Genomic DNA, 24,737 nt, shown 5'->3' with positions numbered 1-24,737 from the left:
AAGAGATGCAGCTCTTTTTTTTAAGAATGTTTCGGAACCGGTTCCGAAAAGTAAGGCGACAATAGCAGTTTTGAAATATAAAAAAATATATAAGAAAAGGTGATAAAGAATGGAAAAGGAAAAAATCAAAGTAGGGGTCGTAGGATACGGAGTAATCGGACAACGGTTGGCAGATGGTGTGGCAAAACAAGGGGATATGGAATTAGTTGGTATAGCTGATGTGGCTCCTACATTATCAGTGCGTGCGTTGGCTGAAAGAGGAATGCCATATGATCTTTATTGTTCCATTGACGACACAAGTGCGTTGGAAAAAGCGGGAATTCCAATTAAAGGCAAATTAGTAGATTTGCTTGAAAAAGTGGATATTGTTTTGGATGCCACCGGTGCCGGAATTGGCGCGAAAAATAAAGAGCTTTATCAAAAATACAATGTGAAGGCCATTTTTCAAGGAGGCGAAAAAAATGAAGTCGCCGATGTATTTTTTCACGGATATGCTAATTTCGAAAAAGGTGTTGGATCGGATTTTTTAAAGTTGACTTCATGTAATACGACAGGGCTAATCCGGGCTGCAGAATGTATAGATAGCAAGGTTGGTTTAGAAAAATTGGCAATTACAATAATTAGGAGGGTGGCAGATCCTGGGGATTATCACCGAGGATTGACCAATGCATTACAAGTTGACAAGGCGCCCAGTCATCAAGCAGAGGATTTGATGTCGATTATGCCCCACGTAGATGCAACAGGAATATTAGTTCACACTCCTGTAACACATGGACACATTATAACTGTGGTTGCAACACCAAAAGAAGACATAACAAAAGACCAATTACTGGAACTGTTTCAAAATCATCCTAGAATACGTGTAGTCCGATTGGAAGACGGATTTCTCGGCAATGCCTCCTTATTCAGATATGCAAGAGATTTGGGAAATATGCGTGGAGACATGTATGAAATTGCAGTTTGGGAAGAAACAATCGTAAAATCTGGCAAAGACATTATGTTTGCAATAAATATTCCTCAAGAGGCGGTCGTTATTCCAGAGACAATAGATGGTATTCGTGCGGCTCTCAATATGCAAATTACAAGAGAAGAAGGAACCTCTTTAACAAATAAATATCTGGGGATGAAGTAATGAATATTAATAGCCTTGGCACTTTTAATTACGAAAATAAACGAGTGCTGTTAAGACTTGACATCAATTCACCAATCGATTCAGATACTAAAAAAATTGTTAATGAGAATCGAATCGATAAATGCATACCTACTTTGAAATATTTAGTTGAAAGCAACGCAAAAATAGCAATTATTGCTCATCAAGGAGACACTCTGGACTATCAGAACTTGATTTCCATGGAAGAGCATGCATGTAAATTAACAGAAAAGCTTGGTCTTGAAGTTGAATACATTGATGATGTATGTGGACCGGCCGCAATAGAAAAGATAAGAAAGTTGAAGAATGGTCAGGTGATACTACTTGGAAATTTGCGCTATCTCACTGAAGAAGTATCCACCTTCGAAGATTCAGTTAAACTTGAAGCAAAAGAAATGTTGCACACGTACATAATAAGAAACTTGGCACCATTGTTTGATTATTATGTCAATGAAGCTTTCTCTGCAGCACATAGAAATGCCCCATCGATGGTAGCTTTTCAAGAGTTTATGCCGAGTGCAGCAGGAGATTTATTCTTTAAAGAAATTGATGCGCTCAACAAGGTAATGGATCATCCCATACGGCCATGTGTATTTATTTTAGGTGGAGCAAAAATATCTGATGCTTTTGGCATGATGAAACAGGTGCTTGAAAATGGAAATGCTGACCAAATCCTCACCTGTGGTGTTACAGGGCAAGTAATGCTTTTGGCGGCAGGATATGACATTGGAAAAAGCAACATACAGTTTTTAAAAGATAGATCATTAGATGTTTTTGTAAAACCAGCGCAAGAATACTTGGGAAACTATCCAGGTAGAATACTTTATCCATCTGATTTGGCATATGATTCAGAAGGGTTTAGAAAAGAAATATCGGTTGAGAATCTTCCGTTAGAGCTTGGAACTTTGGATATCGGGAGAGAAACAATTAAAAAGTACTGTGAAGTCATTAACAAAGCCGGTATGTTGTTTATGAACGGACCAGCTGGAGTATACGAAGATCCGCGTTTCGAAGATGGGACTAAAGCAATAGCCCATGCAATGGCAATGGCAAAAGGATATAGTGTCATTGGCGGTGGGGATACGGTAACAGCAGTTGCAAAATACGTAGAGCTTGATAAGGTCGACTACGTATGCACAGCTGGTGGTGCAATGGTTAGATACCTCTCCGGAAACAAATTGCCTCTGATGGAAGCTATGGAAAGAAATTCTGGCAAATAGAAGAAAGGATGAGACCATGATATCAAATAAAAGAATTAAAAAATTAGAGATTTTTGCTACAGAGATTCGTTTAGAGACAATGAAGGCTTTTGCGAAACTTGGTTTTGGACATGTAGGAGGGGCTATGAGTATAGTGGATACACTTTCTGTACTTTATGGAGAAATAATGAAAATAGATCCTGCTAATCCGAAATGGCCTGATAGAGATTGGCTTGTCGTATCAAAAGGTCATGCGGGACCCAGTGTTTATTCAGCACTGGCAATAAAAGGATATTTTGACAAGAAAGAATTACTTACATTGAATATGCCTGGAACTAATCTGCCGAGTCATTGTGATCGAAACAAAACAGTCGGAATTGACATGACGACCGGATCGTTGGGGCAGGGAATAAGCACGGCTATAGGCGTAGCTCTTGGGAATAGAATGGATAAAAGAGACAATTATACATATTTGATTTTGGGAGATGGGGAGTGCGATGAGGGGCAAATTTGGGAAGGAGCTTTGTTTGCTGCACACCAGAAGCTGGATAATCTAATTTCATTTGTGGATTATAATAAAAAACAGTTGGACGGAATGACTTGTGAAATCAATGATTTGGGTGACCTTGATGCAAAATTTCATGAATTTGGCTGGCATGCCCAACGAATAGATGGGCATGATATTGCGGCTATCTATGAAGCTATAGATGAAGCAAAGAAAACCAAAGGAAAACCTTCAATGATCGTATTGGACACAATAAAAGGAAAAGGGTGCTGCTTTGTTGAAGAGATGTACTTCAACCATCATATTACGATTAGTCAGGAGCAGAGTAAACGAACTCTTTCAGAACTAGAAAATCGATATACCGATCTCAAGAGAGAATGGGAGGATATGCAATGATCAAGCTGGTAGATTATGTACAAAAAGAAAATATTTTGATGAAGGATGTGTACTGCTCCACTCTAATGGATTTGGCTGAGAAGGATGAAAACGTTGTTGTTTTAGACTCGGATTTAATGAATTCTATAGGAACAGTTCCATTCGCAAAAAAGTATCCTGAAAGAACTTTCAACTGTGGTGTACAGGAAGCTAATATGATTGGTGTTGCAGCTGGTTTGTCAGCTACTGGAAAAATTCCCTATGCCCATACATTTGGTCCTTTTGCATCACGAAGATGTTGTGATCAAGTCTTTATATCTGCATCTTATGCGAAATTAAATGTTCGGATAGTAGGTTCAGATCCTGGAGTCACAGCTGCGTTTAATGGTGGGACACATATGCCTTTTGAAGATGTTGGGATTATGCGAACAATTCCTGAGATGACAATAATAGAGCCAGTGGATTCCATTATGTTGGAAGATATGATTCGCCAGTTGAAAGACGTATATGGGGTATATTATTTACGGCTATTAAGAAAAAATGCAGTGCAAATTTACGAAAAAGGTTCAACGTTTGAGATTGGGAAAGGCGTGCTTCTAAGAGAAGGAACAGATATTACCATTATTTCCACTGGGATTTTAGTTTCCGAGAGTTTAAAGGCCGCAGATGCTTTGGAAAAGGACGGAATACATGCAAGGGTCGTCAACATGTTTACCATCAAACCTATTGACAGAGAAATGATTGTGCGGTGTGCAAAAGAAACTGGGGCAGTAGTGACTGCAGAGAACCACAATATAATAAACGGATTGGGATCGGCAGTAGCAGAAGTATTAATAGAGGAGTGCCCGGTTCCCATGGGTAGGATAGGAGTGAAGGATCTATTTGGGGAAGTAGGGCCCGTAGATTATCTACAAAAGAGATTCGAACTGACGGCTGAGGATATAGTCAAAGAGGTAAAAAAGGTAATAGTGAAGAAATAATGAAAGATAAAGGAGAATCTTGGTATGGAGTATTCTTTAGGATTTGGTAAGAATTCAGTCAATATTTCTTTGGATGAAAAGTATGTGTTAGGTGTACTCAAACCACAGATGATTGAAAGAAAAAAAGAAACACATAAATTGATCAACGACGCTCTTGATAATCCTATTGGGTCAAATAAAATAGAAGAAATTGTAAAACCTGGGGAAAAGATCGTCATCATAACCAGCGACATAACACGCCCAATGCCGAGTTACGAGGTTTTACCCATAATTATAGAGCGGCTTATCAAAAAAGGGATAAAAACAGATGATATTAAGGTTATTTTTGCCCTTGGTAGTCATAGAAAACACACAAGAGACGAAATGATCAAACTTGTTGGGTTGGATGTTTTTTCAAAGGTTGAGTGCATGGATGCGGATGGATCAAGATGTATACATATGGGAGTAACTTCATATGGAACGCCAGTTGATATTTTTGAGGAAGTAGCTACTGCTGATCGTAGGATTTGTTTAGGAAATATCGAATATCACTATTTCGCCGGGTATAGTGGTGGTGCTAAAGCAATCATGCCTGGTGTTTCAAACAGAAAAGCAATTCAGGCTAATCACAGTAAAATGACACATTCATGTGCTAAAACTGGCGAATTGAAAAAGAATCCTGTAAGACTAGACATTGAAGAAGCTATTTCATTTATACCCATCGATTTTATACTAAATGTGATTTTGAACGATAAAAAGCAGATTATCCATTCAGTGGCAGGACATCATATAAAAGCCCACAGAGCAGGTTGCAAATTTTTAGATTCGATTTACCAATGCCGGTTGGATGAACTTGGAGACATAGTAATTGTTTCGCCAGGGGGATACCCTAAGGATATTAACATGTACCAAGCGCAAAAAGCTTTAGATAATGCAAAACATGCTGTAAAAAATGGCGGGGTGATCATCTGGATTGCAAGTTGTGCTGAAGGATTTGGAGAAAAAGTTTTTGAACGTTGGATCGAAGAAGCAACAAGTCCTGAATCAATGGTGAAACGAATCGAAAAGCATTTTGAATTAGGTGGACATAAGGCTGCAGCAATTTCCATGATTCTGGAAAAATGTGAAGTTTTCATGGTTACTGATTTATCGGATGATACGGTTAAAAAAGCTTTTATCAGGCCATTCGATAATATAAACAAGGCACTTGAGGCAGCGCGAGAAAAAATGGGTTCTAAAGCAAAAATCGTATTAATGCCTTTCGGAGGATCAACGTTACCAATTCATACAAAATTAAAATGCAAATGAGAAACGGAGAGAAGAGATGATGGATTATAATAAAAAAGCACTCGAAGCACATTTGGAATGGAACGGAAAAATTGAAGTGGTGAGCAGGGTTCCAGTAAAAACTAAAGATGATTTATCCATTGCTTACACCCCTGGTGTTGCAGAACCTTGTTTGGAAATTAGCAAGAATGTGAACAAGTCCTACGAGTATACTAGAAGAAGCAATTTAGTGGCTGTTATTACTGACGGTACTGCGGTACTGGGATTGGGGGATATCGGTCCCGAGGCTGCCATGCCTGTAATGGAGGGAAAATGCGTTCTTTTCAAAGTTTTTGGTGATGTGGATGCATTTCCACTATGCATAAAATCAAAGGATGTAGACACTATTGTACAGACGGTACAACTCCTTTCCGGAAGTTTTGGCGGTGTAAATTTAGAAGACATTTCTGCCCCGCGATGTTTTGAAATTGAACGTCGTCTTAAAGAAGTATGTGATATACCCATATTTCACGACGATCAGCATGGTACAGCGGTTGTGACGCTTGCAGCTTTAATCAACTCATTGAAGTTAACGGGAAAAGTCAAGGAAGATGTAAAAATAATAATTAATGGTTCGGGTTCTGCAGGGATCGCAATAGCAAAGCTTTTGATTAGTGTTGGTATGCAGAATATAGTTATGTGTGACAGCAAAGGGGCCATACACCTGGGACGTGAAGATTTAAATGATGAAAAACTTGAAATTGCTCAGATAACCAATTCCAAGAGTCAAAAGGGTACTTTATCAGAGGCAATAAAGGGATGCGACATATTTGTCGGTGTTTCTGCGCCAAATGTTCTCACTAAAGATATGATTCGATCAATGGCAGAAGGACCGATCATTTTTGCCATGGCTAATCCAGTTCCGGAAATCATGCCTGAAGATGCTAAAATAGCAGGCGCAGCAATAGTTGGCACAGGGCGATCCGATTTTGAGAATCAAATAAATAACGTGTTGGCCTTCCCAGGAATTTTTAGAGGAGCTCTAGATGTTCGAGCGTCGGACATCAATGATGAAATGAAGGTTGCAGCGGCAATGGCAATAGCCTCATTAGTTGATGATTCGGAATTAAGACCGGAATATGTTTTACCGGCTCCGTTTGATTCGCGAGTAAAAGATGCAGTTGCAAAGGCTGTAGCCAAGGCAGCCAAAGCTTCAGGTGTTGCTCGACTTTAATAATTTAAAACGAAAGGGATTGCCTGTAAGTAGTCCATTTCGTAAAACGATTTTTTAACTTGATATGGGATGATGAATCTGTAATAATAAAGAAAATAATGGATTTGTTTGGAGAAGATAATGAAAAACAAGACCCTGGCCGAAAAGGCGGCACAAGAGTTGTTAAAGTTCATACAGGACAAAAACATGGTCGAAGGTGAAAAATTGCCGAATGAATATGAGTTGTCAAATCAACTGGGTGTAGGCAGGAACACGGTAAGAGAAGCAGTACGGATTCTGGCATCTAGAAATATACTGAAGATCAAGCAGGGAGCAGGAACTTTTATTTCAGACAAACCGGGGATGGTGGAAGATCCTTTGGGATTTTTATTTATGGAAGACCGTCGTAAGCTGGTGTCGGATCTAATGCAAGTGCGTCTCATAGTAGAACCAGCTATAGCGGCTCTGGCAGCGCAGAACGCAACAGAAGAAGATCATCGTCAATTGACCAGGATCTGTCAGGAAATAGAAAATCTTATCTTTGAAGGAAAAGATTTTTCTGAAAAGGATCGTGCTTTTCACAGCAAACTTGCCGAGTCTACCCAGAACCTGGTTATGAAGAATCTAATACCGGTAATTTGCCAGGGAGTTCGTGTTTTTTCTACAACTGTGTCTGCTCAGGAATACAAGCAGACTATAGAGACTCACCGGAAAATCCTTCAGGCAGTGAAAGAAAGACGTGGGGTGGATGCTGAGCAGGCAATGAGCTATCATTTACTGTACAACATACAAAGATTTCAAAAGGAAGAAGATCTCACTTGATTTAGTGAGATCTTTTATTGTTGGCAAACATAGGATGAATATACCGGCGATACATAGAAATACTTGCACAATAACGGACATGTATGTTAAAATAACACTAAAACATGGGATGAATTATAAAGTTTTAAATATATATTTTTCAAAGGAGGATAAAGTTGAACAATTACGATGTATTGATCGTTGGAGGCGGAGTGATAGGAAGTGCAATAGCCCGTGAGTTGTCTCACTATCAGTTAAAGATCGGGGTATTGGAAAAGAATCCGGATGTTTGTCTTGAGATGAGTGGAAGAAATTCCGCCGTCATTCACGGAGGTTTCGCATACGAGGTGGGAACCCAAAAGGCAGCCCTTTGCGTAGAAGGATGTCTTGAATTTGATAAAGTGGCAAAGGAACTGGATGTTCCTTTTAAAAGAACGGGCAAAGTTTTAGTGGGAAATACACCTGAGGATATGGAGAGCTTGAAGCAAACCATGGCTATAGGAGAGATCAACGGAGCAGTGGGGCTGGAATTGATCGACGAAAAAAGACTTAAAGAGTTGGTGCCTACAGTTGAAGGGAAATTTGCTATGTACTCACCTATGAGTGGAATTTTAGATCCATTTCAATACACCATAGGTCTTGCGGAAAATGCAGCTAAAAATGGGGTAAAGTTCAACTTTAACTCTGAAGTGACCGGCATAAATCCAAAAGAGGACGGGTCATATGGTGTTGAAACGAAGTCGGGATCATACACTGCCAAATGGATAATAAATGCAGCAGGCCTTGGAGCCGTTAAAATCTCAGAGATGCTTGGTATTGGTAGATATGAAATGGGAGCGACCCGTGGACATTATATAGTTCTGGACAAAAATGTGGGGCACCTGCTGCCCATGCCCGTTTATCCGGTACCATCGACCAGTTACATGGGTATTCATGTGACGCCCACGGTGGAAGGCAACGTCACTGTAGGACCAGATGCGGACAGAGTCCAGTCTTTGGAAGATTACGGGGTGGAAAAGCGCAACATGGAGTACCTGGTGGAAGATGCTTCTACTTTGTGGCCTCATATTCATAGGACAGATTTTATTCGAAACTATGCAGGCATTCAACCTACGTGGCTAAATAGAGAAGGCATAATGAAGGATTTTGTCATAGAAGCCAGGGAGGAAGTGCCAAATACGGTAAACCTGGTTGGAATTGAATCCCCTGGTCTGACCTCAGCCCTTCCTATTGCAAGAAAAGCGGTTAAGCACTTGGTGGATCGTGAAAAACCAAGTTTAAAGGATTATTTCGATCCCACAAGGGAAAGAGTGCGTCGCTTTTCAGAAGCAACGCCGGAAGAACAACAGGAATTGATTCTTGAAAACCCCGATTATGGGGAAATTATCTGCAGATGTGAGTCCGTGTCAAAGGCTGAGGTGTTGGATGCTATCCATAACCCATTGGGAGTTAATACAATGGTGGGCATTAAATATAGAACGAGATCGATGATGGGCCGCTGCCAGGGGGGGTATTGCCAGATGCGAATCGCTCAATTGCTGCAACAGGAAAAAGGCCTGGATGTAACAGAAGTGCTTTATGCACGGGAAGAATCGGAACTGTTTACAGGGAGGGTGCGATAAAATGAACGAAACTCTAAAGCAAGTGGTCATCGTAGGTGGTGGACCGGCAGGTCTGGCTGCAGCTGTGGCCCTTTACGATATGGGCATAAAGGATCTGTTGATTATAGAGAGGGAAAAAAAACTGGGTGGGATACTTCGCCAGTGCATCCATGACGGATTTGGGATGACTCGATTTAAAGAATCCTTAAGTGGTCCGGAATATGCAGACAGATTTATTCAAGAAGTAAAAAAAAGAAAAATCCCTTATATAACCGAGACTACGGTTCTTGAGATCACAAATGAACATGTGATCCGAGCTGCATCAAAGGAAGGATTGCATACTTGGAAAGCCGATGGGGTCGTACTGTCTATGGGATGTAGGGAACGTACCCGGGGTGCTCTTCAAATACCGGGGGAGCGGCCGGCTGGTGTCTATACTGCAGGAGTGGCCCAGTCATATATCAATCTATATAACACCATGGTCGGAAAAAATGTGGTGATACTGGGTTCCGGCGACATCGGATTGATCATGGCCAGAAGATTGACATTGGAAGGTGCAAAAGTCGAGGGAGTTTTTGAGATCCTTCCGTATCCAAGTGGATTGGAGAGAAACGTGGAGCAATGCCTTAACGACTTTGAAATCCCTCTGCATCTTTCCCGCACCGTAACAAAGATCCATGGTGGCAAGCGATTGGAAGGGGTTACGGTTTCTGAAGTGGATGAAAATATGGAAATGATTCCAGGAACTGAAAAATACTATCCCTGTGACACATTGGTTCTTTCTGTAGGTCTTATACCTGAGAATGAATTATCGAAAATGGCTGGAGTGGAGTTGGATCCAAGGACCAAAGGGCCGGTGGTAGATACCAATTACCAAACGACCATACCGGGCATATTTGCTGCAGGTAATGTACTTCATGTCCACGACCTTGTGGACTACGTATCATTAGAGGCAGAAAGGTTGGTAAAAGGTGTGGTGGCCTATTTGAATTCCGAGGATGAGAAAAAAACATTGATTGATGTAAATTTAGGAGACGGTTTAACATATGTTTTGCCGCAAAAGATCGCTTTGAATCAAGAAGCCGTAATATCTATGCGGGTTAAAAGGCCTCAGGAAAATATCAGGATATTAGTGAGGCAAGAGGGAAAAATCATAAATTCAAAATGTATAGAGGAAGCACTGCCCGCAGAGATGATACAGATTACATTAGATGCGGACTCTCTTTGGTCAAATAAAGCTTTGGAGGTGTCAGTGGGATGATAAAACGCATGACTTGCATTCTTTGCCCAAACGGATGCAAACTGAAAGTTGAAGTTGCAAACAATGAAATAGCTTCTCTTGAAGGAGCGCGTTGTCCGCGAGGAGAAAAATTTGCATATCAAGAATTAAACGATCCGCATCGAAACATAGCCACATCTGTATTGGTAAAAAATGGAGATATACAATTAGTAAGTGTGAGGTTGACTGAGCCTATACCAAAAGATAGGATATTTGATGTCATGAAAGAGATAAAGAAAGTGACATGTACTGCACCCATCGCATCAGGACAAATCATACTGTCAGATGTAGCCGGACTAGGAGTAGATGTTATATCGACAAAAGAAATAATGAATGCGGTAAATTAAGGTTCGATTAAGATGATTGACTAGTAAGAACTAGTATGGTAGTATTTTTCTGTAAATTGGAATCGGCAAATAGCCGAACCGAATGGAGGAGATTCCCATAGTAGTTCTGGAAAAAGCCAAGAAGGAAAACAGCCAGTCAGTAGGCGAATACGTATATAAGACGTTAAAGAAAAACATAATCAATTTAAACATAAAACCCGGTGACAGGATCAGTGAAAAAGAAATCGCTGATATGCTGGAGTTAAGCCGTACCCCGGTGAGGGAAGCTTTCATCAAGCTTTCCCAAGAAGGGGTGTTGTATATCCTGCCTCAAAGAGGGACTTATATTTCCAAAATAGACTTGGATCAAGTCGAGGAGGCACGCTTTATTCGGGGAAGCCTGGAGAAGTCTGTGATGGAAATCGCAGTTCAAGGCCTGGATGAAAATTACATCAAAGACCTGGAAAAAAGTTTGAAGCTGCAGCGAAAATATATCGACAACAAGCAGTATGAAGCATTTTTGGATGAAGACGAAGCTTTTCACAAATTGATCTTTAAGGCATGTAACAAGTCCAGGAGCTGGGAAGTCATAGAACAGGTAAATACCCAATACAAACGGGTAAGGCTCCTTAGTTTTGAACTTTATCATAATCTTGAGACTGTATTTGATCAGCATGTGGCAATTTACGAGTCAATAGTTTCCAAAGATTTTAAAAGCGCGGAACAAGTGGTAGGCAAGCATGTTGAAAAGATATTGACTGACCAAATAGAATTGCAGAAGCGTTACCCGGAGTATTTTAAAACCAAAGATGATTGAAAAACGTGAGAAAATACCGTCTAGCCAAAAACATTGGGAGTCGGTATTTATTTTTATATGATTAATTGTATATGAGCAAGAGTATACAAGAATTGGCTGTCGTAAAAAATGTACACGTTTACGTAAAGCCTATTGACACCAGATATACTAGTATGGTAGTATGGCGTTAATGATGTGCAAGCGTTTGCAAAACAATTTGTTTTGGCGACTGCTAGCATCAAAAAAGAATAAAGTATTCTAATTGAAAAGGGGAGAAAAAAATGAAAAAAACAAGATTTTTGGCACTGTTATTGGTTCTTTTGTTGTCCTTGACTGTTTTCATCGGTTGTGGCGGAGGGGACACTTCCGGCGACGACACTAATGGAGATAACGAAGGTGGCGGAGACGAAGTACAAAGCATCGAATGGAAACTTGGTCACTTGGGCAATGACACACACATTTGGAATTTGACAGCTCTTGAATTTGCTAAATTGGTAGATGAAAAGACTGATGGTCAGATTACCATTAAAGTGTACCCAAATGAGTCTTTAGGTAATGAAATCGATACTATCAACATGATACAAACTCGAGCAGCCGATATGGTTATATCAGGTGAATCCATGCAAAACTGGGCACCTACTGCAGCCATGATGGCCGTACCGTACGCGTTCAACGATGAGGCGCACATGAGAAGTATAGTTGAGGGAGAAATCGGTAGAGAAATAGAAGCAGAGATCACTGAAAAAGTTGGTTTGGTTCCATTGTACTATCATGTACGTGCACCGAGAAACCTGACTTCCAATGAGCCTATCAGCACACCGGCAGACTTGGCAGGATTCAAAATGAGAGTCCCAAATGTACCATTATTTGTAGAAGCTTGGAAAGCAGCAGGAGCAAGCCCACAAGTTATGGCATTTAGTGAAGTGTTTACTGCACTGCAGCAAAACGTCATCAGCGGACAGGAAAATCCTTACGACTTGATCCACTCTGCAAACTTCAATGAAGTACAAAAGTATGTTAACGAAACAGAGCACGTTTACGGTTGGATATACGTACTTGTTGGAGAAGAGCAGTTCAATGAATTGACAGAATCAAATAAAACAGCCGTAATGGAAGCCGCAGCAGAAGCACAAGCTTTCGGAGACGGATTGTTGGAAGAAGAAATCGCAAGATACAAACAAGAACTTCAAGATCGTGGCATGACCATCAACTCGGATGTAGACAAGGAAGCATTCCGTGCGGCTATGGCACCAGCCGTAGAAGAGTTCTTGAATGAAACTCAACTTGATATTTACAATAGAATCGTAGAAGCAGGAAAATAGACCGAAATAAGTGATTTTCATAGGATACCTCACCTTGAGGTATCCTATCCTATTTCAAATCAAGCATACTTTTGCCAAAGGTATGTTATATAAAATCAACATCGAAAGGAGGGCGCAATAGATCTTTACGACAAGTAAAGATTTCATTGTCAAGAAAAATGAAAAAAAATGACATTCTTGAAAAAATTTTAAGAGCAGGCACACTTTTATCTTTTGGGTCGTTGATTGTTACAGTGATGTTGCAAGTCATCACCCGATTTTTGATTCCTGGTGTTACTTTGGTATGGACGGAAGAAGGATCCAGATTTCTGTTTAAAGTTGCAGTGGCATTTGGTGCACCCTTGGCCATGAAGCATGAAGAATTCGTTAACGTGGATATTCTTCTCAACGTGTTGTCCAGGAAAGTACGGAATATTTTTGAGATAATAATACACATCGTAACAATTGGACTTTTTGCCATAGTGTTTAAAGAGTCCATAGCCTTTGTAAAAATTGGGCAAAGCCAGATGTCAGCTACATTGGGATTCCCCATGTCAGTTGCCCACGCCACTATAACCGTAGCCAGTCTGTTTATTTTATTGTACAGCATAGTCAATCTATATCATTACATGCGAGATTTTAAGAAAAGAGGTGGCGCAGCATGACCGCAATTATTTTGTTTGTTTCATTTATCATACTGATATTCTTTGGGCTGCCTGTAGCCTTTTCTTTAGGAACTTCCTCGCTTATATATTTGCTTTTGGAAGACATTCCATTGACGATCATGGCACAAAAAATGTACGCAGGACTGGATTCCTTCACATTGGTCAGTATCCCCGGATTTATTCTTGCGGGAAATCTGATGAACACGGGGGGGATCACCAAGCGGATTATTGATTTTGCAAATTCAATACTGGGTCACATACGAGGCGGATTGTCCCTAGCCAATATCGGAGCGTCCATGCTTTTTGCAGGAATTTCCGGTACGGCCTTGGCTGATACGGCCAGCATCGGCGCCATGCTGATCCCGGCCATGAAAGAAGAAGGATATGAAGCGGATTTTTCTGCAGCAGTTACCGCATCATCTTCAACTGTCGGCCCAATAATTCCCCCTAGTTTGCCCATGATCATAGCTGGAACCCTGACTGGAATTTCTGTCGGAAAATTGTTTTTAGCAGGGGCCTTGCCAGGCATCCTATTAGGGGTTTCCATGATGGTCGTCTCTTATATAATCAGCATCAAGCGTAATCATCCAAAAGGTGAGCGAAAATCCATTGGATTTATCCTTCGTTCATTTAAAGACGCCATCTGGGCAATCGGTCTGACCGCATTGATTTTGGTGGGTATTTTAAGTGGCGTGTTTACTCCTACGGAAGCATCCATCATGGCCGTTGTATATGCGGTAATTGTAGGTTTATTTGTATACAAGGATTTGAAATTAAAGCAGATACCAGGAGCCATCATCGACTCTATTAAAATGTCGGCAGCCATCATGATACTGGTTGGTTTTGCCAACTTGTTTGCCTGGATACTAGCCAGTGAACAGATACCTCAGATGATAGCACAAGGTATTTTATCAATCTCAACAAATCCGATCATAGTTATTTTACTTCTAAACCTGTTGTTGTTGTTTGTTGGAACCTTTATGGAAACCATCGCAGCATTGATCATTTTGTTCCCGGTGTTGTTGCCTGTAGCAGTGAGCGTAGGCATGGATCCGATCCAATTTGGCGTAATGGCCGTATTGAACCTGGTTATCGGACTTACCACTCCACCAGTTGGTGTATGTTTGTTCGTTGCTGGCGGGATCGCAGACGTGGGCTTGGTCAAATTATCAAAAGCTGTAATACCGTTCTTGCTGGTCAGCTTGGCAGTTTTGATGCTGGTTAGTTTCGTGCCGGCCATCAGCATGTTCTTGCCAGGTTTGATCAAATAATTAATAAGCTAAGGAGATTAACGATGAAAATAAAAGCAGTGCAAGTTACTGAACCGAAAAAAATTCAAATCGTAGAAGTAGATAAACCGGAGATCAAAAATCAGGATGAAGTAATGATCCGTGTGAAAGTGGCGGGTATCTGTGGATCTGACGTTCACATCTATCACGGAACCAATCCAATGGCTACTTATCCCCGAATCATAGGACATGAGTTTGCAGGTGAGATCGTAGAGATAGGAAATGATGTAACAAAGGTCTCTGTTGGAGATAGAGTAGTTGGAGAACCGATCTTCTACTGTGGAGAGTGTTATGCATGTAAGAGCGGACGCCCTAATGTATGCGAGAATTTGGAAGTACTGGGCGTGCACCGGGATGGTGGCATGCAGGAATACGTGGTGTTGCCTGAGAGCAAAGTCCACGCCATCGGAAACGACGTGGAGTGGGAAGTGGCTACCATGGTTGAACCCTTTACTATTGCAGCACAAAGCACATGGAGAGGCGATGTTAAAGCCGGAGAAACTGTATTGATAATGGGAGCAGGTCCCATTGGCATGGGGATCCTTCAGTATTCCAAGTATAAGGGTGCCACTTGTATCGTTTCTGATATCGACAATGAACGATTGGAAGAAGCCAAAGCCATGGGTGCAGACTATGTTATAAACCCAATGGAAGTGGATGTTGTAGAAAAAGCGTTGGAACTAACCGGTGGATCAGGGCCAAATGTAACTATCGATTCTGCTTGCACCCTGAGAACTTTCGAGCAGGCGGTGGAGGTGACTTCTCCAGCTGGTCGCGTCGTAGTTCTTGGCTTCAATGTAGAACCGTCTCAAATCCCTCAATTGCTGATAACTAAAAAGGAATTGACGATCGTGGGATCTAGACTGCAGACCTCCAAATTTCCGGAAGTCATCGAATTGTTCAACAAAGGAGTTCTAAATCCGAAAGTATTGGTTACCCATAGCTTTCTTTTCACGGAAGTGGAAAAAGCCATGGCAGTTATAGAAGACAAAAATATCAAGAAAAACAAAGTCATATTGACTTTTTAATTTAAAACTTTATAAAAAGAGAAGGAGGAATTCATCATGCAAATGACATGGAGATGGTATGGCATCAACAACGACGACATCACTCTGGATCACATTCGACAGATACCTGGCGTGACAGGTATAGTCTGGTCTCTTCACGACAAAGTAGCAGGTGAAGTTTGGGAAGAAGAGCGGATCAAGGAAACTATGGATCACATCAAATCAAAAGGATTCAATGGAGAAGTAGTTGAAAGCGTAAATGTCCACGATGACATTAAATTAGGAAATGAAAACAGGGATAAATATATAGATATTTATATCGACACGATCCGAAAACTGGCAAAAGAAGGAGTAAAAGTTATCTGTTACAATTTCATGCCTGTATTTGACTGGACAAGAACAGATCTTTATAAGGAACTGGAAGACGGAAGCAACGCACTCTTTTATGAGAAGGCACTTGTAACGGGTCTTGACCCAAAGGATATCGTCGATAGGATTTTAAAAGGAGCAGCCGGCAAAACCATGCCTGGTTGGGAACCGGAGCGACTATCCAAGCTTGAAGAACTTTTTGACAAATACAAGGATATCGATGAAGAAAAACTTTTCGAAAATTTAAAATATTTCCTTGAGCGAATCATTCCAGTTTGTGAAGAGGTGGACGTAAAGATGGCCATCCATCCGGATGATCCACCATGGCCTATATTTGGACTGCCAAGGATCATTAGAAGCCGTGACCATATTCGAAAATTTCTTGACCTAGTGGATAGCCCATACAATGGATTGACACTTTGCACAGGTTCTTTGGGACCAAACAAAGCTAATGACATTCCATCCATCATTAGAGAGTTCGCCGATAGGATCCACTTTGCTCACATACGAAACGTGCGGATCTACGACAACGGTGATTTTATCGAAGTATCTCACCGGGCACAAGACGGAAACGTGGACATTGTGGAAGTAGTAAAAGCCTATCATGAAATGGACTTCCAGGGATATGTTCGTCCCGATCACGGTCGTCACCTTTGGGGTGAGGAAAAAACCTGTCGTCCGGGATACGGTCTGTATGACCGAGCCTTGGGTATCATGTACATGTGGGGAATTTGGGATACTTTGGACAAGGAAAGGGCAGCAAAATGAAATTGAAACTAAGTGCGTTGAAAGAAAAACAAGCCTGGTTAGATAAAAACATAGCTTTGCCAGCTTCTGACTTGGAGCAAGTTGCAGCGAAAACCATGGAGAATCCAGGTTGGGTCCACTTTGGTGCAGGAAACATTTTTAGAATCTTTCCTGCCAGAGCTCATCAAGTGTTGTTGGATCAAGGGTTGGCAGATACAGGGATAGTTGCTGTGGAGACCTTCGATTTTGAGATCGTTGAGAGAGTCTTCGATGCTTATGACAATTTGACTTTGTCCGTTATCATGAAAGCTGACGGATCTTTGGAAAAAACTGTAGTAGGAAGCATAGTTAAAGCCATGACATCACAAGTAGACAATGGAGATTTTGACAAACTTGCATCCTTCTTCACCAATCCATCACTGCAGATGGCCAGCTTTACCATCACGGAAAAGGGCTATGCCATTAAAGACCATGTGGGAAATTATTTTGGTGCAGTTAAAGCCGATATGGAAGGTGGACCAAAAGCGCCTTTGCACGCAATGAGCGTATTGACGTCTTTACTCAACCAGAGATATCAGGCTGGAAAGCTGCCACTGGCAGTTGTCAGTATGGACAATTGTTCCCACAATGGTGACAAGATCAAAGCAGCAGTAACTGAGATCGCAAAAGTATGGGCAGAAAAAGAGTTTGTCGAGCAAGATTTCCTTGATTACCTGGAAGATCCGACAAAAGTGTCTTTCCCGCTTTCCATGATCGACAAGATCACCCCCCGACCTTCGGAGAAAGTTCAGGAAGTGCTGGAAGAAATTGGACTGGAAGACATGGGTGTTATCATCACTGAGAAAAATTCCTATACTGCGCCCTTTGTTAATGCTGAAGTCAGCGAGTATTTGGTAATTGAAGACCTTTTCCCAAATGGACGACCTCCTTTGGAAAAAGCAGGGATACTTTTCGGAGACAGAGAGACGGTAAACAAAGTAGAAACCATGAAAGTGACCACTTGCCTAAACCCACTTCATACGGCTTTGGCTGTTACGGGATGTCTTTTAGGTTACACCTTGATAGCCGATGAAATGAATGATGAAGAACTGAAAAAACTGGTAATGAAAATCGGATATGACGAAGGACTGCCTGTGGTAATAAACCCGGGTATCATCGATCCGAAAGTGTTTATAGATGAAGTAGTAGGTGAAAGATTCGTCAACCCATACATTCCTGATACACCTCAGCGAATAGCCACAGATACATCCCAAAAGGTAGCAATACGTTTTGGAGAAACAATCAAATCCTATGTGAAGGATCCGGAGTTGGATCCGGCTTCTTTGGTAGGGATTCCTCTTGCTTTGGCTGCCTGGCTTCGATATTTGGTGGGCGTAGACGATAATGGGAATGAAATGCCTTTGTCGTCTGATCCAATGCTGGAGGTGCTTGCGCCTATCCTGCAAAAGGTTAAACTTGGAGATGATTCTGCTGATTTGACAGAGATCCTTAAAAATCAAGAGATTTTTGGTGTGGATTTGTATGAAGTTGGCCTTGGCAACAAGGTGGAGAAGATGTTCCTTCAGATGATTTCAAAGGAAGGCGCTGTCCGAGAGACGTTGAAAGCTTATCTTACATAAAATAAAAAAGAGGACGGTGACATTTTATAAAAAAAGTCACCGTCCTCTTTGTGATATTCGTTGACGGAACCCTAATGACGCTATATAATTAAAATAACGTAAAAATAGAACGGAGTTTCACAATGTGAAACCATAACAAATGGAGGTATATGATATGAACGAAGTATTGAAAAAAATCCAGCAAATAGGGATCGTTCCCGTAGTTAAATTGGACAGGGTCGAAGATGCACTGCCTTTGGCAAAAGCATTGGTGGAAGGTGGACTTCCTTGTGCAGAGGTAACATTTAGAACGGATGCAGCAAAAGATTCCATTAAAGCCATGTCCGATGCATATCCTGAAATGCTCATTGGAGCTGGAACAGTGCTTACCAAGCAGCAAGTGGATGATGCGGTGGAAGCAGGAGCAACTTTTATAGTTAGTCCAGGTCTGAATCCTGAGATCGTGAAATACTGTGTAGACAAAAATATTTTGATCGTACCTGGTTGTTCTAACCCAAGTGATGTGGAGCAAGCCATTTCCTTTGGATTAGATGTTGTAAAATTCTTCCCGGCAGAAGCATCCGGTGGATTGGCAATGATAAAAGCCATGGCAGCTCCTTATGTGAATATGAAATTCATGCCTACAGGCGGTGTTAATGAAAAAAATCTAAAAAGCTATTTGGATTTTCCTAAGATCGTAGCTTGCGGCGGAAGCTGGATGGTCAGTGCAGATTTGATAAACGACGGGAAATTCGACGAGATAAAGAAGATCACTAAAAAAGCAGTGAATGAAATGCTTGGTTTTGAATTGGGACACATCGGGATCAACGGAAACGACGAAGCAGAAGCAGAAAAAATTGCATCCCAATTTGAGCTACTTTTCGGATTTGAAAAGAAGGTAGGAAATAGTTCTGTATTTGCAGCAGATTACATCGAAGTGATGAAAAAGCCTTATCTTGGAGAAAAAGGCCATATCGCAATAAAAACAAACTACATCGATAGAGCTGTTGCGTACCTTGAAACCAACGGATTTGATTTCGATATGAATACAGCTAAATACGATGGCAAAAACAACCTTTTGGCAGTATATTTAAAAGAGACTTTTGGAGGATTTGCCCTTCATCTTGTGCAGAAAAAATAAATCAAAAGAAAAGACATATAGGAGGAATTAATAATGAAAAAAGCAGTAACTTTTGGAGAGATCATGCTTAGATTAGCACCGGAAGGATATTTTCGATTCATTCAAGCGGAAACATTTGGAGCGACCTATGGTGGTGGAGAAGCCAACGTGGCGGTTTCATTGGCCAACTACGGCATCGATGCGAGTTTCGTAACAAAGCTGCCTAAGCACGAAATCGGGCAAGCAGCTGTCAATTCCTTAAGACGATTTGGGGTTGATACCAAATCCATCACAAGAGGAGGAGATCGTGTAGGTATCTACTTCTTGGAGAAAGGTGCCAGCCAACGACCATCTAAAGTCGTGTACGACCGTGCGGGATCTTCCATTGCAACAGCAACAAAAGAAGACTTCAACTGGGATGAGATATTTGAAGGAGTTGAGTGGTTCCACTTTACTGGAATTACACCGGCTTTGGGAGACGATGTGGCAGAGATCTGTATGGAAGCATGCAAAGCGGCAAAGGAAAGAAACATTACCATCAGCTGTGACTTGAACTACAGAAACAAATTGTGGTCAAAAGAAAAAGCTGGTCAGGTAATGGGAGAACTTTGTAAATACGTGGACGTTTGCATCGCCAATGAAGAGGACGCAAGCGACGTGTTTGGCATAAAAGCAGCCAATACTGACATTACCGCAGGAAAAGTGGATCATGAAGGATACAAGGACGTTGCAAAACAACTTGCAGACAGATTTGGATTTGAAAAAGTAGCGATAACCTTGAGAGGATCTATTTCTGCCAGTGACAATAACTGGGCAGCTATGATGTTTGACGGAAATGAATACTACTTCAGCAAGAGCTATAAAATGCACATCGTTGACAGAGTTGGCGGCGGCGACAGCTTTGGAGCAGGTTTGATATACTCTACTATGATGGACTTTGCACCTCAAGACATAATTGAATTTGCTACTGCAGCAAGTTGTTTGAAGCACAGCATCGAAGGTGATTTCAACCAAGTTACAGTAGATGAAGTGAAAAAATTGGCTGGTGGAGATGCATCAGGTCGAGTACAAAGATAATAAAATTTCAGAGAAAAACCGTTTGAGAAATCAGACGGTTTTTGTTTACCACCTAAAGGGATACTATACTGGGTTTTGTATTGTGGAACAGCAGCAAAACATGTATACTTTTTGAGAGGGGTTTATAAATAATATTTCTTTGAATAAATGTCTGGAGGAAGATCAATGAATGAAAAAAATCCAGTCCAGTCAGCTGGACGAATCTTTTCTGTATTGGAAATGCTGGCTTACGATGGTCCCCAAGGAGTGACTGAGATATCTAAGAATTTGGAATTGAATAAAAGTACGGTTCATAGATTGCTAGCATCTCTTATTTCCATGGATTATGTGAGAAAAGAAGAAGATTCAGACAAATATCGCCTCACTTTTAAACTGCTGGCCTTGGGAGAAGCTCTGCGAGAGACAGTGGATATAGTATCTATTGCGAGACCATTTTTACAGCACTTGGCAGAAATAAGTGAAGAGACTGTTCATCTTGTTCAGCGGGAGGGAACCAACATGGTCTACATAGACAAGGTAGAATCCCAAAGCAGTTCTGTACGGATGGTATCTAGGATCGGTGTGGAAAAACCTCTTTACTGTACAGCAGTAGGCAAGGCAATGCTGGCAGAGATGGAGAATGATCAGGTAAAACAAATTTGGGACGACAGCAATATAGAACAATTGACTCCGAAAACCATCGTAGATTTCAATAGGTTTCTCATGGAACTTGAAGAAGTTAGAGACAAAGGATATGCACTGGACAACGAAGAAAATGAAATAGGGGTTCGCTGCATTGGCGCTGCAATTAAAAATTACAAGGGAAAAGCGGAAAATGCTTTCAGCATCTCAGCACCTATAAGCAGGATGAGCGATGAGCGCGTAGAAAAATTAGCAAAAGAAGTGATCCAAATGAAAACACAGCTTACCGAACAATTTGGATATCGAAAATAGGTGGAGGAAAAGATTTTAGAGTTTTAACCCAACGGTTCTTCGCCCATCTCATAATAAGGACGTCGGTGTCCATGAAGAGTCTCATTCAACTCACTTCATTGTTCTATAAGTGAAGAGCATTTGGATAAGGTTATGGAGTTTGAAAAAGAACAGCTTACTCATTTATTTTAGAGCGGGCTGTTCTTTTTGGATCAAATATGCAAATCCCGTTTAGGATATACGACATAGGTTCCGGCAATACAAAACGCAATGATTGCAAACGAAATGAGAACGTAGACAATATCTATTTCACCTTGTATCAGCATGGCGTTGGTATCAAAATATTTAAATGGGGTTATGTATTTTAGAAAATCTAGGTTCTTGCTTAATGCAGAAACAATATTGATCATATACAAAACAAACAAGATGGCCGCTGAAATTTTACCCGAGCTTTTATAACGTTTCAACACGCTGGACAACAACATCCCGACACTTAAGAATATCAGACATAATATAAACATTGCTATCAAATAGAGTGCCAGGAATCGGTAGAAGTCCCTGTCAGGGCTGTACTTCCAGGACGTTATCACAATAGACAAACCTGTAGCAAGCACAAGCAAAAAGCTGTTTAAAATCGCTGCGACAAGTTTTGATGTGATAATTTGTGTTCTAGAGATAGGCAATGTCATGAAAAATTCGGCTGTTTTGTCTCTTTCTTCTTTGGATATGATATTGCTGCCAAGCAAAACAGCATAAACCCCTCCCATTACAAACAGATAGAATGAAATCAGTGAGACAAATCCACCCAAGGTCGTTAAGTTGGCGTTTTCCATTGAAAAGGCCTTCAACATGGCTTCAGGCATCATGTTCAACACATCAGACATTTCCGGATTGTTGTAATAAGCCTTGAATTCCACCATTATCATGGCGATCAAACCAAGCATTACAGCACTCCATATAAGGAGCGATTTTAAATGTGCGCGCATTTCTCTTTTGACAATATGCATGGGAACCTCCTAAAGTGAATGGATATCACGTTTTACGTACAAGGAATAGGTAGTAATGACCGATAGGATGATGATCACGATATTTATAAACATCATTTTGGTGTCCGCCGAGCCCGAATCCAAGATCGAGTTGGGATCAAAATGGTAAAAAGGTGACAAATATCCAAGCAACTCACCACCTACAATGGCTCTGACGGCATTGATGATGTAGGTACCGAACCCCAAACTCAAAGAGAACGTCAGCACGCTACGTACTTTTTTCACCAAAACAGAAATTGCCATACTAAAAGTTAAAAAGAAAAGTTGAAACAAGAGGGTCAGAGCCAACAAAAGCACTACTTTGCCGGCATCATAAGCAGCTTCGGATTTGAATATTTCTATAGCCGAGAATGTCCCGAGCCAGGTGGCGATGTTTGTAACAACAACTGCAACTGTAGCCGCTATGAACTTGGCATGTAATATATTCGTCCGAGAGACGGGTTTTGACATCAAAAAATCAGCGGTAAACTCTCTTTCCTCGACTGATAGGATGGAAAATCCATAGTTGGATGCCTGAATAGCCAGACAAAGTTGGACAAATACGTATGAAAAGGCGAGATAACCAAGCACTGTTGATAGGCCCAAACCCGAACTCATGCCAAATGCCTTCAACATTTCTTCAGGATAATTGGCCATCAATTTTTCAACCAGGGCAGCATCCTTGCCAAAAGTTGGATAAAACGCCATCATCATGTAAATTACGGCAACAATGGATATGACCCATATGATGATTGATTTTATATGCATCTTAAGTTCATATTTTAAAATATTTAGCATTTTTTCACCTACTTGTAGTAATGCATGAAAATTTCTTCAAGAGTTGGTTCTTCAATCAGGACATCTTTCAATGCTTCACTGCTGATGATTTTTATGACAGTGTTTATATCGCCCTTATAGAAAAATTTGAGTTCGTCAGGCTTTTGTATGGTTTGTGTTACACCTTCGATTTTGAATTTATCAAACGATATGGATTTGCCGCGTAAAGTCACTTTTTTGTAGTTGTCTTCTCTAAGGGTTTTTATGTCTTCAGTTTTTATGATACGGCCGTCCTTAATAATGGCGACACGATTGCAAAGTTCCTGAACTTCGGCTAAGATATGTGATGAAAAAAATACAGTAGCGCCTTTTTGGTTTTCTTCTTCTATTATATTGAAAAATTTGTTTTGCATCAAAGGATCCAGACCACTTGTGGGTTCATCCAACACTATCAACTTAGGTGAGTGCAACAAGCCTTGTACGATCCCGACTTTTTTCTTGTTTCCGTAGGAAAGATCCTCTATTCGGCGGGATAGATCCAATTCCATGATTTCGGCTAATTCATACATTCGTTTAGAGGTGTTTTTCTTATAAAAACCCCCGGTGTATTTAAGTAGATCCAGAACTTTCATTTTATCGTAGTAAAATACCTCTGAAGGCAAATATCCTACTTCTTGACGAATTTCAGGACCATCAGTGACGCAATCTTTGCCGAAAATTTTTGCAGAGCCGCTTGTTGCAAAAATTAGCCCCATCAAAGTACGGATGGTTGTTGATTTCCCCGCACCGTTAGGTCCGATAAAACCGAATATTTCACCTTCCTGTACTTCCAAATCGACATCGACTATCCCTCGTGCCTTTCCGTAAAACTTTGTCAGCTTTTTGGTTTCAATAATATTCATAAGAGCCTCCAAATCGTTTTTATAAAGATAAATATCCATTCACGATTACATCTATAAAAACATTATAACCCAAATATTGTCTTTACTTCAAAATTATTTAATTTTGAGCATTTGTGGGGATTAAAAGATTTCATAGGTGTTTGGCATTAAGTATTCTGATGTGGTTCATGGATGAAAGTTTTATATAACGATGCTACGTAAATATGGGAAAGACAAATCGGTTCGAAACAAATGTAAGGCTCGCTGTTATAGATCTGAGGTTATGGATGAGACCAAGGAAGTAATGAGACGTAGCGGAATGAGAATTATATTGTATCATTCAGGTATGCCTATAATGCATATGTATTGAAAGATAAAGAAATGAGAAAATATTTGCATAATTCCTATAATAATAGTTTTAGAAAACTATTATTATGGCATACGGACTTAGTGTTTGAATATCTTTTTAATAGTCATCAGTATTTCAGATATTATATTA

24 protein-coding genes are annotated in these 24,737 nt (G+C 40.7%); 21 read left to right on the top strand and 3 right to left on the bottom strand.

What is annotated here, in order from left to right; genetic code table 11:
• Positions 1-109 precede the first annotated feature (109 nt).
• The 20 genes from IWB18_RS09155 to IWB18_RS09060 all read left to right on the top strand — a co-directional run bounded on the left by IWB18_RS09155 (position 110) and on the right by IWB18_RS09060 (position 21,576).
• The gene (locus IWB18_RS09155) at positions 110-1,132 is read left to right on the top strand and encodes a type II glyceraldehyde-3-phosphate dehydrogenase (RefSeq protein ID WP_195683320.1); all 1,023 of its coding nucleotides are present in this window, start codon (positions 110-112) and stop codon (positions 1,130-1,132) included.
• Positions 1,132-2,370: a phosphoglycerate kinase gene (locus IWB18_RS09150; protein WP_195683319.1), complete on the top strand. Its 1,239-nt coding sequence runs from the start codon at positions 1,132-1,134 to the stop codon at positions 2,368-2,370. The genes IWB18_RS09155 and IWB18_RS09150 overlap by 1 nt, the downstream gene beginning before the upstream one ends.
• A gap of 16 nt (positions 2,371-2,386) precedes the next feature.
• Positions 2,387-3,250, top strand: coding sequence for a transketolase (locus tag IWB18_RS09145; protein WP_195683318.1), 864 nt, complete (start codon positions 2,387-2,389; stop codon positions 3,248-3,250).
• The gene (locus tag IWB18_RS09140; protein ID WP_195683317.1) at positions 3,247-4,209 is read left to right on the top strand and encodes a transketolase family protein; all 963 of its coding nucleotides are present in this window, start codon (positions 3,247-3,249) and stop codon (positions 4,207-4,209) included. The genes IWB18_RS09145 and IWB18_RS09140 overlap by 4 nt, the downstream gene beginning before the upstream one ends.
• Positions 4,210-4,233: 24 nt before the next feature.
• Positions 4,234-5,496 (top strand): nickel-dependent lactate racemase family protein, encoded by a 1,263-nt coding sequence (locus IWB18_RS09135; protein ID WP_195683316.1) that lies wholly within the window; start codon positions 4,234-4,236, stop codon positions 5,494-5,496.
• Positions 5,497-5,515: 19 nt separating this feature from the next.
• Entirely contained in the window at positions 5,516-6,688 is a 1,173-nt protein-coding gene (locus tag IWB18_RS09130; protein ID WP_195683315.1) for an NAD(P)-dependent malic enzyme, read from the top strand.
• 120 nt (positions 6,689-6,808) lie between these two features.
• Positions 6,809-7,489, top strand: coding sequence for a FadR/GntR family transcriptional regulator (locus tag IWB18_RS09125; protein ID WP_195683314.1), 681 nt, complete (start codon positions 6,809-6,811; stop codon positions 7,487-7,489).
• Between the two features lie 155 nt (positions 7,490-7,644).
• Positions 7,645-9,090, top strand: a complete 1,446-nt coding sequence (locus IWB18_RS09120; protein ID WP_195683313.1) for an NAD(P)/FAD-dependent oxidoreductase — start codon at positions 7,645-7,647, stop codon at positions 9,088-9,090.
• A 1-nt stretch (position 9,091) separates the two neighbouring features.
• Complete coding sequence (locus IWB18_RS09115; RefSeq protein WP_195683312.1) at positions 9,092-10,330, top strand: NAD(P)/FAD-dependent oxidoreductase; 1,239 nt, start codon at positions 9,092-9,094, stop codon at positions 10,328-10,330.
• A gap of 8 nt (positions 10,331-10,338) precedes the next feature.
• Positions 10,339-10,695 (top strand): DUF1667 domain-containing protein, encoded by a 357-nt coding sequence (locus tag IWB18_RS09110; RefSeq protein WP_408626612.1) that lies wholly within the window; start codon positions 10,339-10,341, stop codon positions 10,693-10,695.
• An 82-nt stretch (positions 10,696-10,777) separates the two neighbouring features.
• Positions 10,778-11,491, top strand: a complete 714-nt coding sequence (locus tag IWB18_RS09105) for a GntR family transcriptional regulator (protein WP_195683310.1) — start codon at positions 10,778-10,780, stop codon at positions 11,489-11,491.
• A 260-nt stretch (positions 11,492-11,751) separates the two neighbouring features.
• Positions 11,752-12,792, top strand: coding sequence for a TRAP transporter substrate-binding protein (locus IWB18_RS09100; protein WP_195683309.1), 1,041 nt, complete (start codon positions 11,752-11,754; stop codon positions 12,790-12,792).
• A gap of 158 nt (positions 12,793-12,950) precedes the next feature.
• Positions 12,951-13,436, top strand: coding sequence for a TRAP transporter small permease (locus IWB18_RS09095; RefSeq protein ID WP_195683308.1), 486 nt, complete (start codon positions 12,951-12,953; stop codon positions 13,434-13,436).
• Positions 13,433-14,707 carry a TRAP transporter large permease gene (locus IWB18_RS09090; RefSeq protein WP_195683307.1) on the top strand — a complete coding sequence of 425 codons (1,275 nt, stop codon included), beginning with the start codon at positions 13,433-13,435 and terminating at the stop codon, positions 14,705-14,707. The genes IWB18_RS09095 and IWB18_RS09090 overlap by 4 nt, the downstream gene beginning before the upstream one ends.
• Positions 14,708-14,730: 23 nt before the next feature.
• Complete coding sequence (locus IWB18_RS09085; protein ID WP_207740798.1) at positions 14,731-15,753, top strand: zinc-binding alcohol dehydrogenase family protein; 1,023 nt, start codon at positions 14,731-14,733, stop codon at positions 15,751-15,753.
• Between the two features lie 36 nt (positions 15,754-15,789).
• On the top strand, positions 15,790-16,869 hold the full coding sequence (gene uxuA / locus IWB18_RS09080) for a mannonate dehydratase (protein ID WP_195683306.1): 1,080 nt from the start codon (positions 15,790-15,792) through the stop codon (positions 16,867-16,869).
• On the top strand, positions 16,866-18,467 hold the full coding sequence (locus IWB18_RS09075) for a mannitol dehydrogenase family protein (RefSeq protein ID WP_195683305.1): 1,602 nt from the start codon (positions 16,866-16,868) through the stop codon (positions 18,465-18,467). Before uxuA ends, IWB18_RS09075 begins: the two co-directional genes overlap by 4 nt.
• 154 nt (positions 18,468-18,621) lie before the next feature.
• A complete protein-coding gene (locus IWB18_RS09070) occupies positions 18,622-19,587 on the top strand; it encodes a bifunctional 4-hydroxy-2-oxoglutarate aldolase/2-dehydro-3-deoxy-phosphogluconate aldolase (protein WP_195683304.1) in 966 nt (321 codons plus the stop codon).
• A 33-nt stretch (positions 19,588-19,620) separates the two neighbouring features.
• The gene (locus tag IWB18_RS09065) at positions 19,621-20,643 is read left to right on the top strand and encodes a PfkB family carbohydrate kinase (protein WP_207740797.1); all 1,023 of its coding nucleotides are present in this window, start codon (positions 19,621-19,623) and stop codon (positions 20,641-20,643) included.
• Between the two features lie 165 nt (positions 20,644-20,808).
• Positions 20,809-21,576, top strand: a complete 768-nt coding sequence (locus IWB18_RS09060) for an IclR family transcriptional regulator (RefSeq protein ID WP_195683303.1) — start codon at positions 20,809-20,811, stop codon at positions 21,574-21,576.
• 191 nt (positions 21,577-21,767) lie between these two features.
• Here IWB18_RS09060 and IWB18_RS09055 read toward each other — a convergent pair whose 3' ends face one another.
• The 3 genes from IWB18_RS09055 to IWB18_RS09045 are packed head-to-tail and all read right to left on the bottom strand — an operon-like array spanning position 21,768 to position 24,259.
• A complete protein-coding gene (locus tag IWB18_RS09055) occupies positions 21,768-22,562 on the bottom strand; it encodes an ABC transporter permease subunit (RefSeq protein ID WP_195683302.1) in 795 nt (264 codons plus the stop codon).
• Positions 22,563-22,571: 9 nt separating this feature from the next.
• Positions 22,572-23,378, bottom strand: coding sequence for an ABC transporter permease subunit (locus IWB18_RS09050; RefSeq protein WP_195683301.1), 807 nt, complete (start codon positions 23,376-23,378; stop codon positions 22,572-22,574).
• A gap of 8 nt (positions 23,379-23,386) precedes the next feature.
• Positions 23,387-24,259 (bottom strand): ABC transporter ATP-binding protein, encoded by an 873-nt coding sequence (locus tag IWB18_RS09045; protein WP_195683300.1) that lies wholly within the window; start codon positions 24,257-24,259, stop codon positions 23,387-23,389.
• Between the two features lie 190 nt (positions 24,260-24,449).
• On the opposite strand from IWB18_RS09045, the gene IWB18_RS12760 reads away from it, so the two are divergent.
• On the top strand, positions 24,450-24,608 hold the full coding sequence (locus IWB18_RS12760) for a nitrous oxide-stimulated promoter family protein (RefSeq protein ID WP_195683299.1): 159 nt from the start codon (positions 24,450-24,452) through the stop codon (positions 24,606-24,608).
• The last annotated feature ends 129 nt before the right edge of the window (positions 24,609-24,737 follow it).

Origin of the sequence: Alkalibacter mobilis, from assembly GCF_015594845.1 — a bacterium.
GTDB lineage: Bacteria > Bacillota > Clostridia > Eubacteriales > Alkalibacteraceae > Alkalibacter > Alkalibacter mobilis.
Note: the sequence above shows the minus strand (reverse complement) of the source record. Positions and strands in the feature narration are given on the sequence as shown.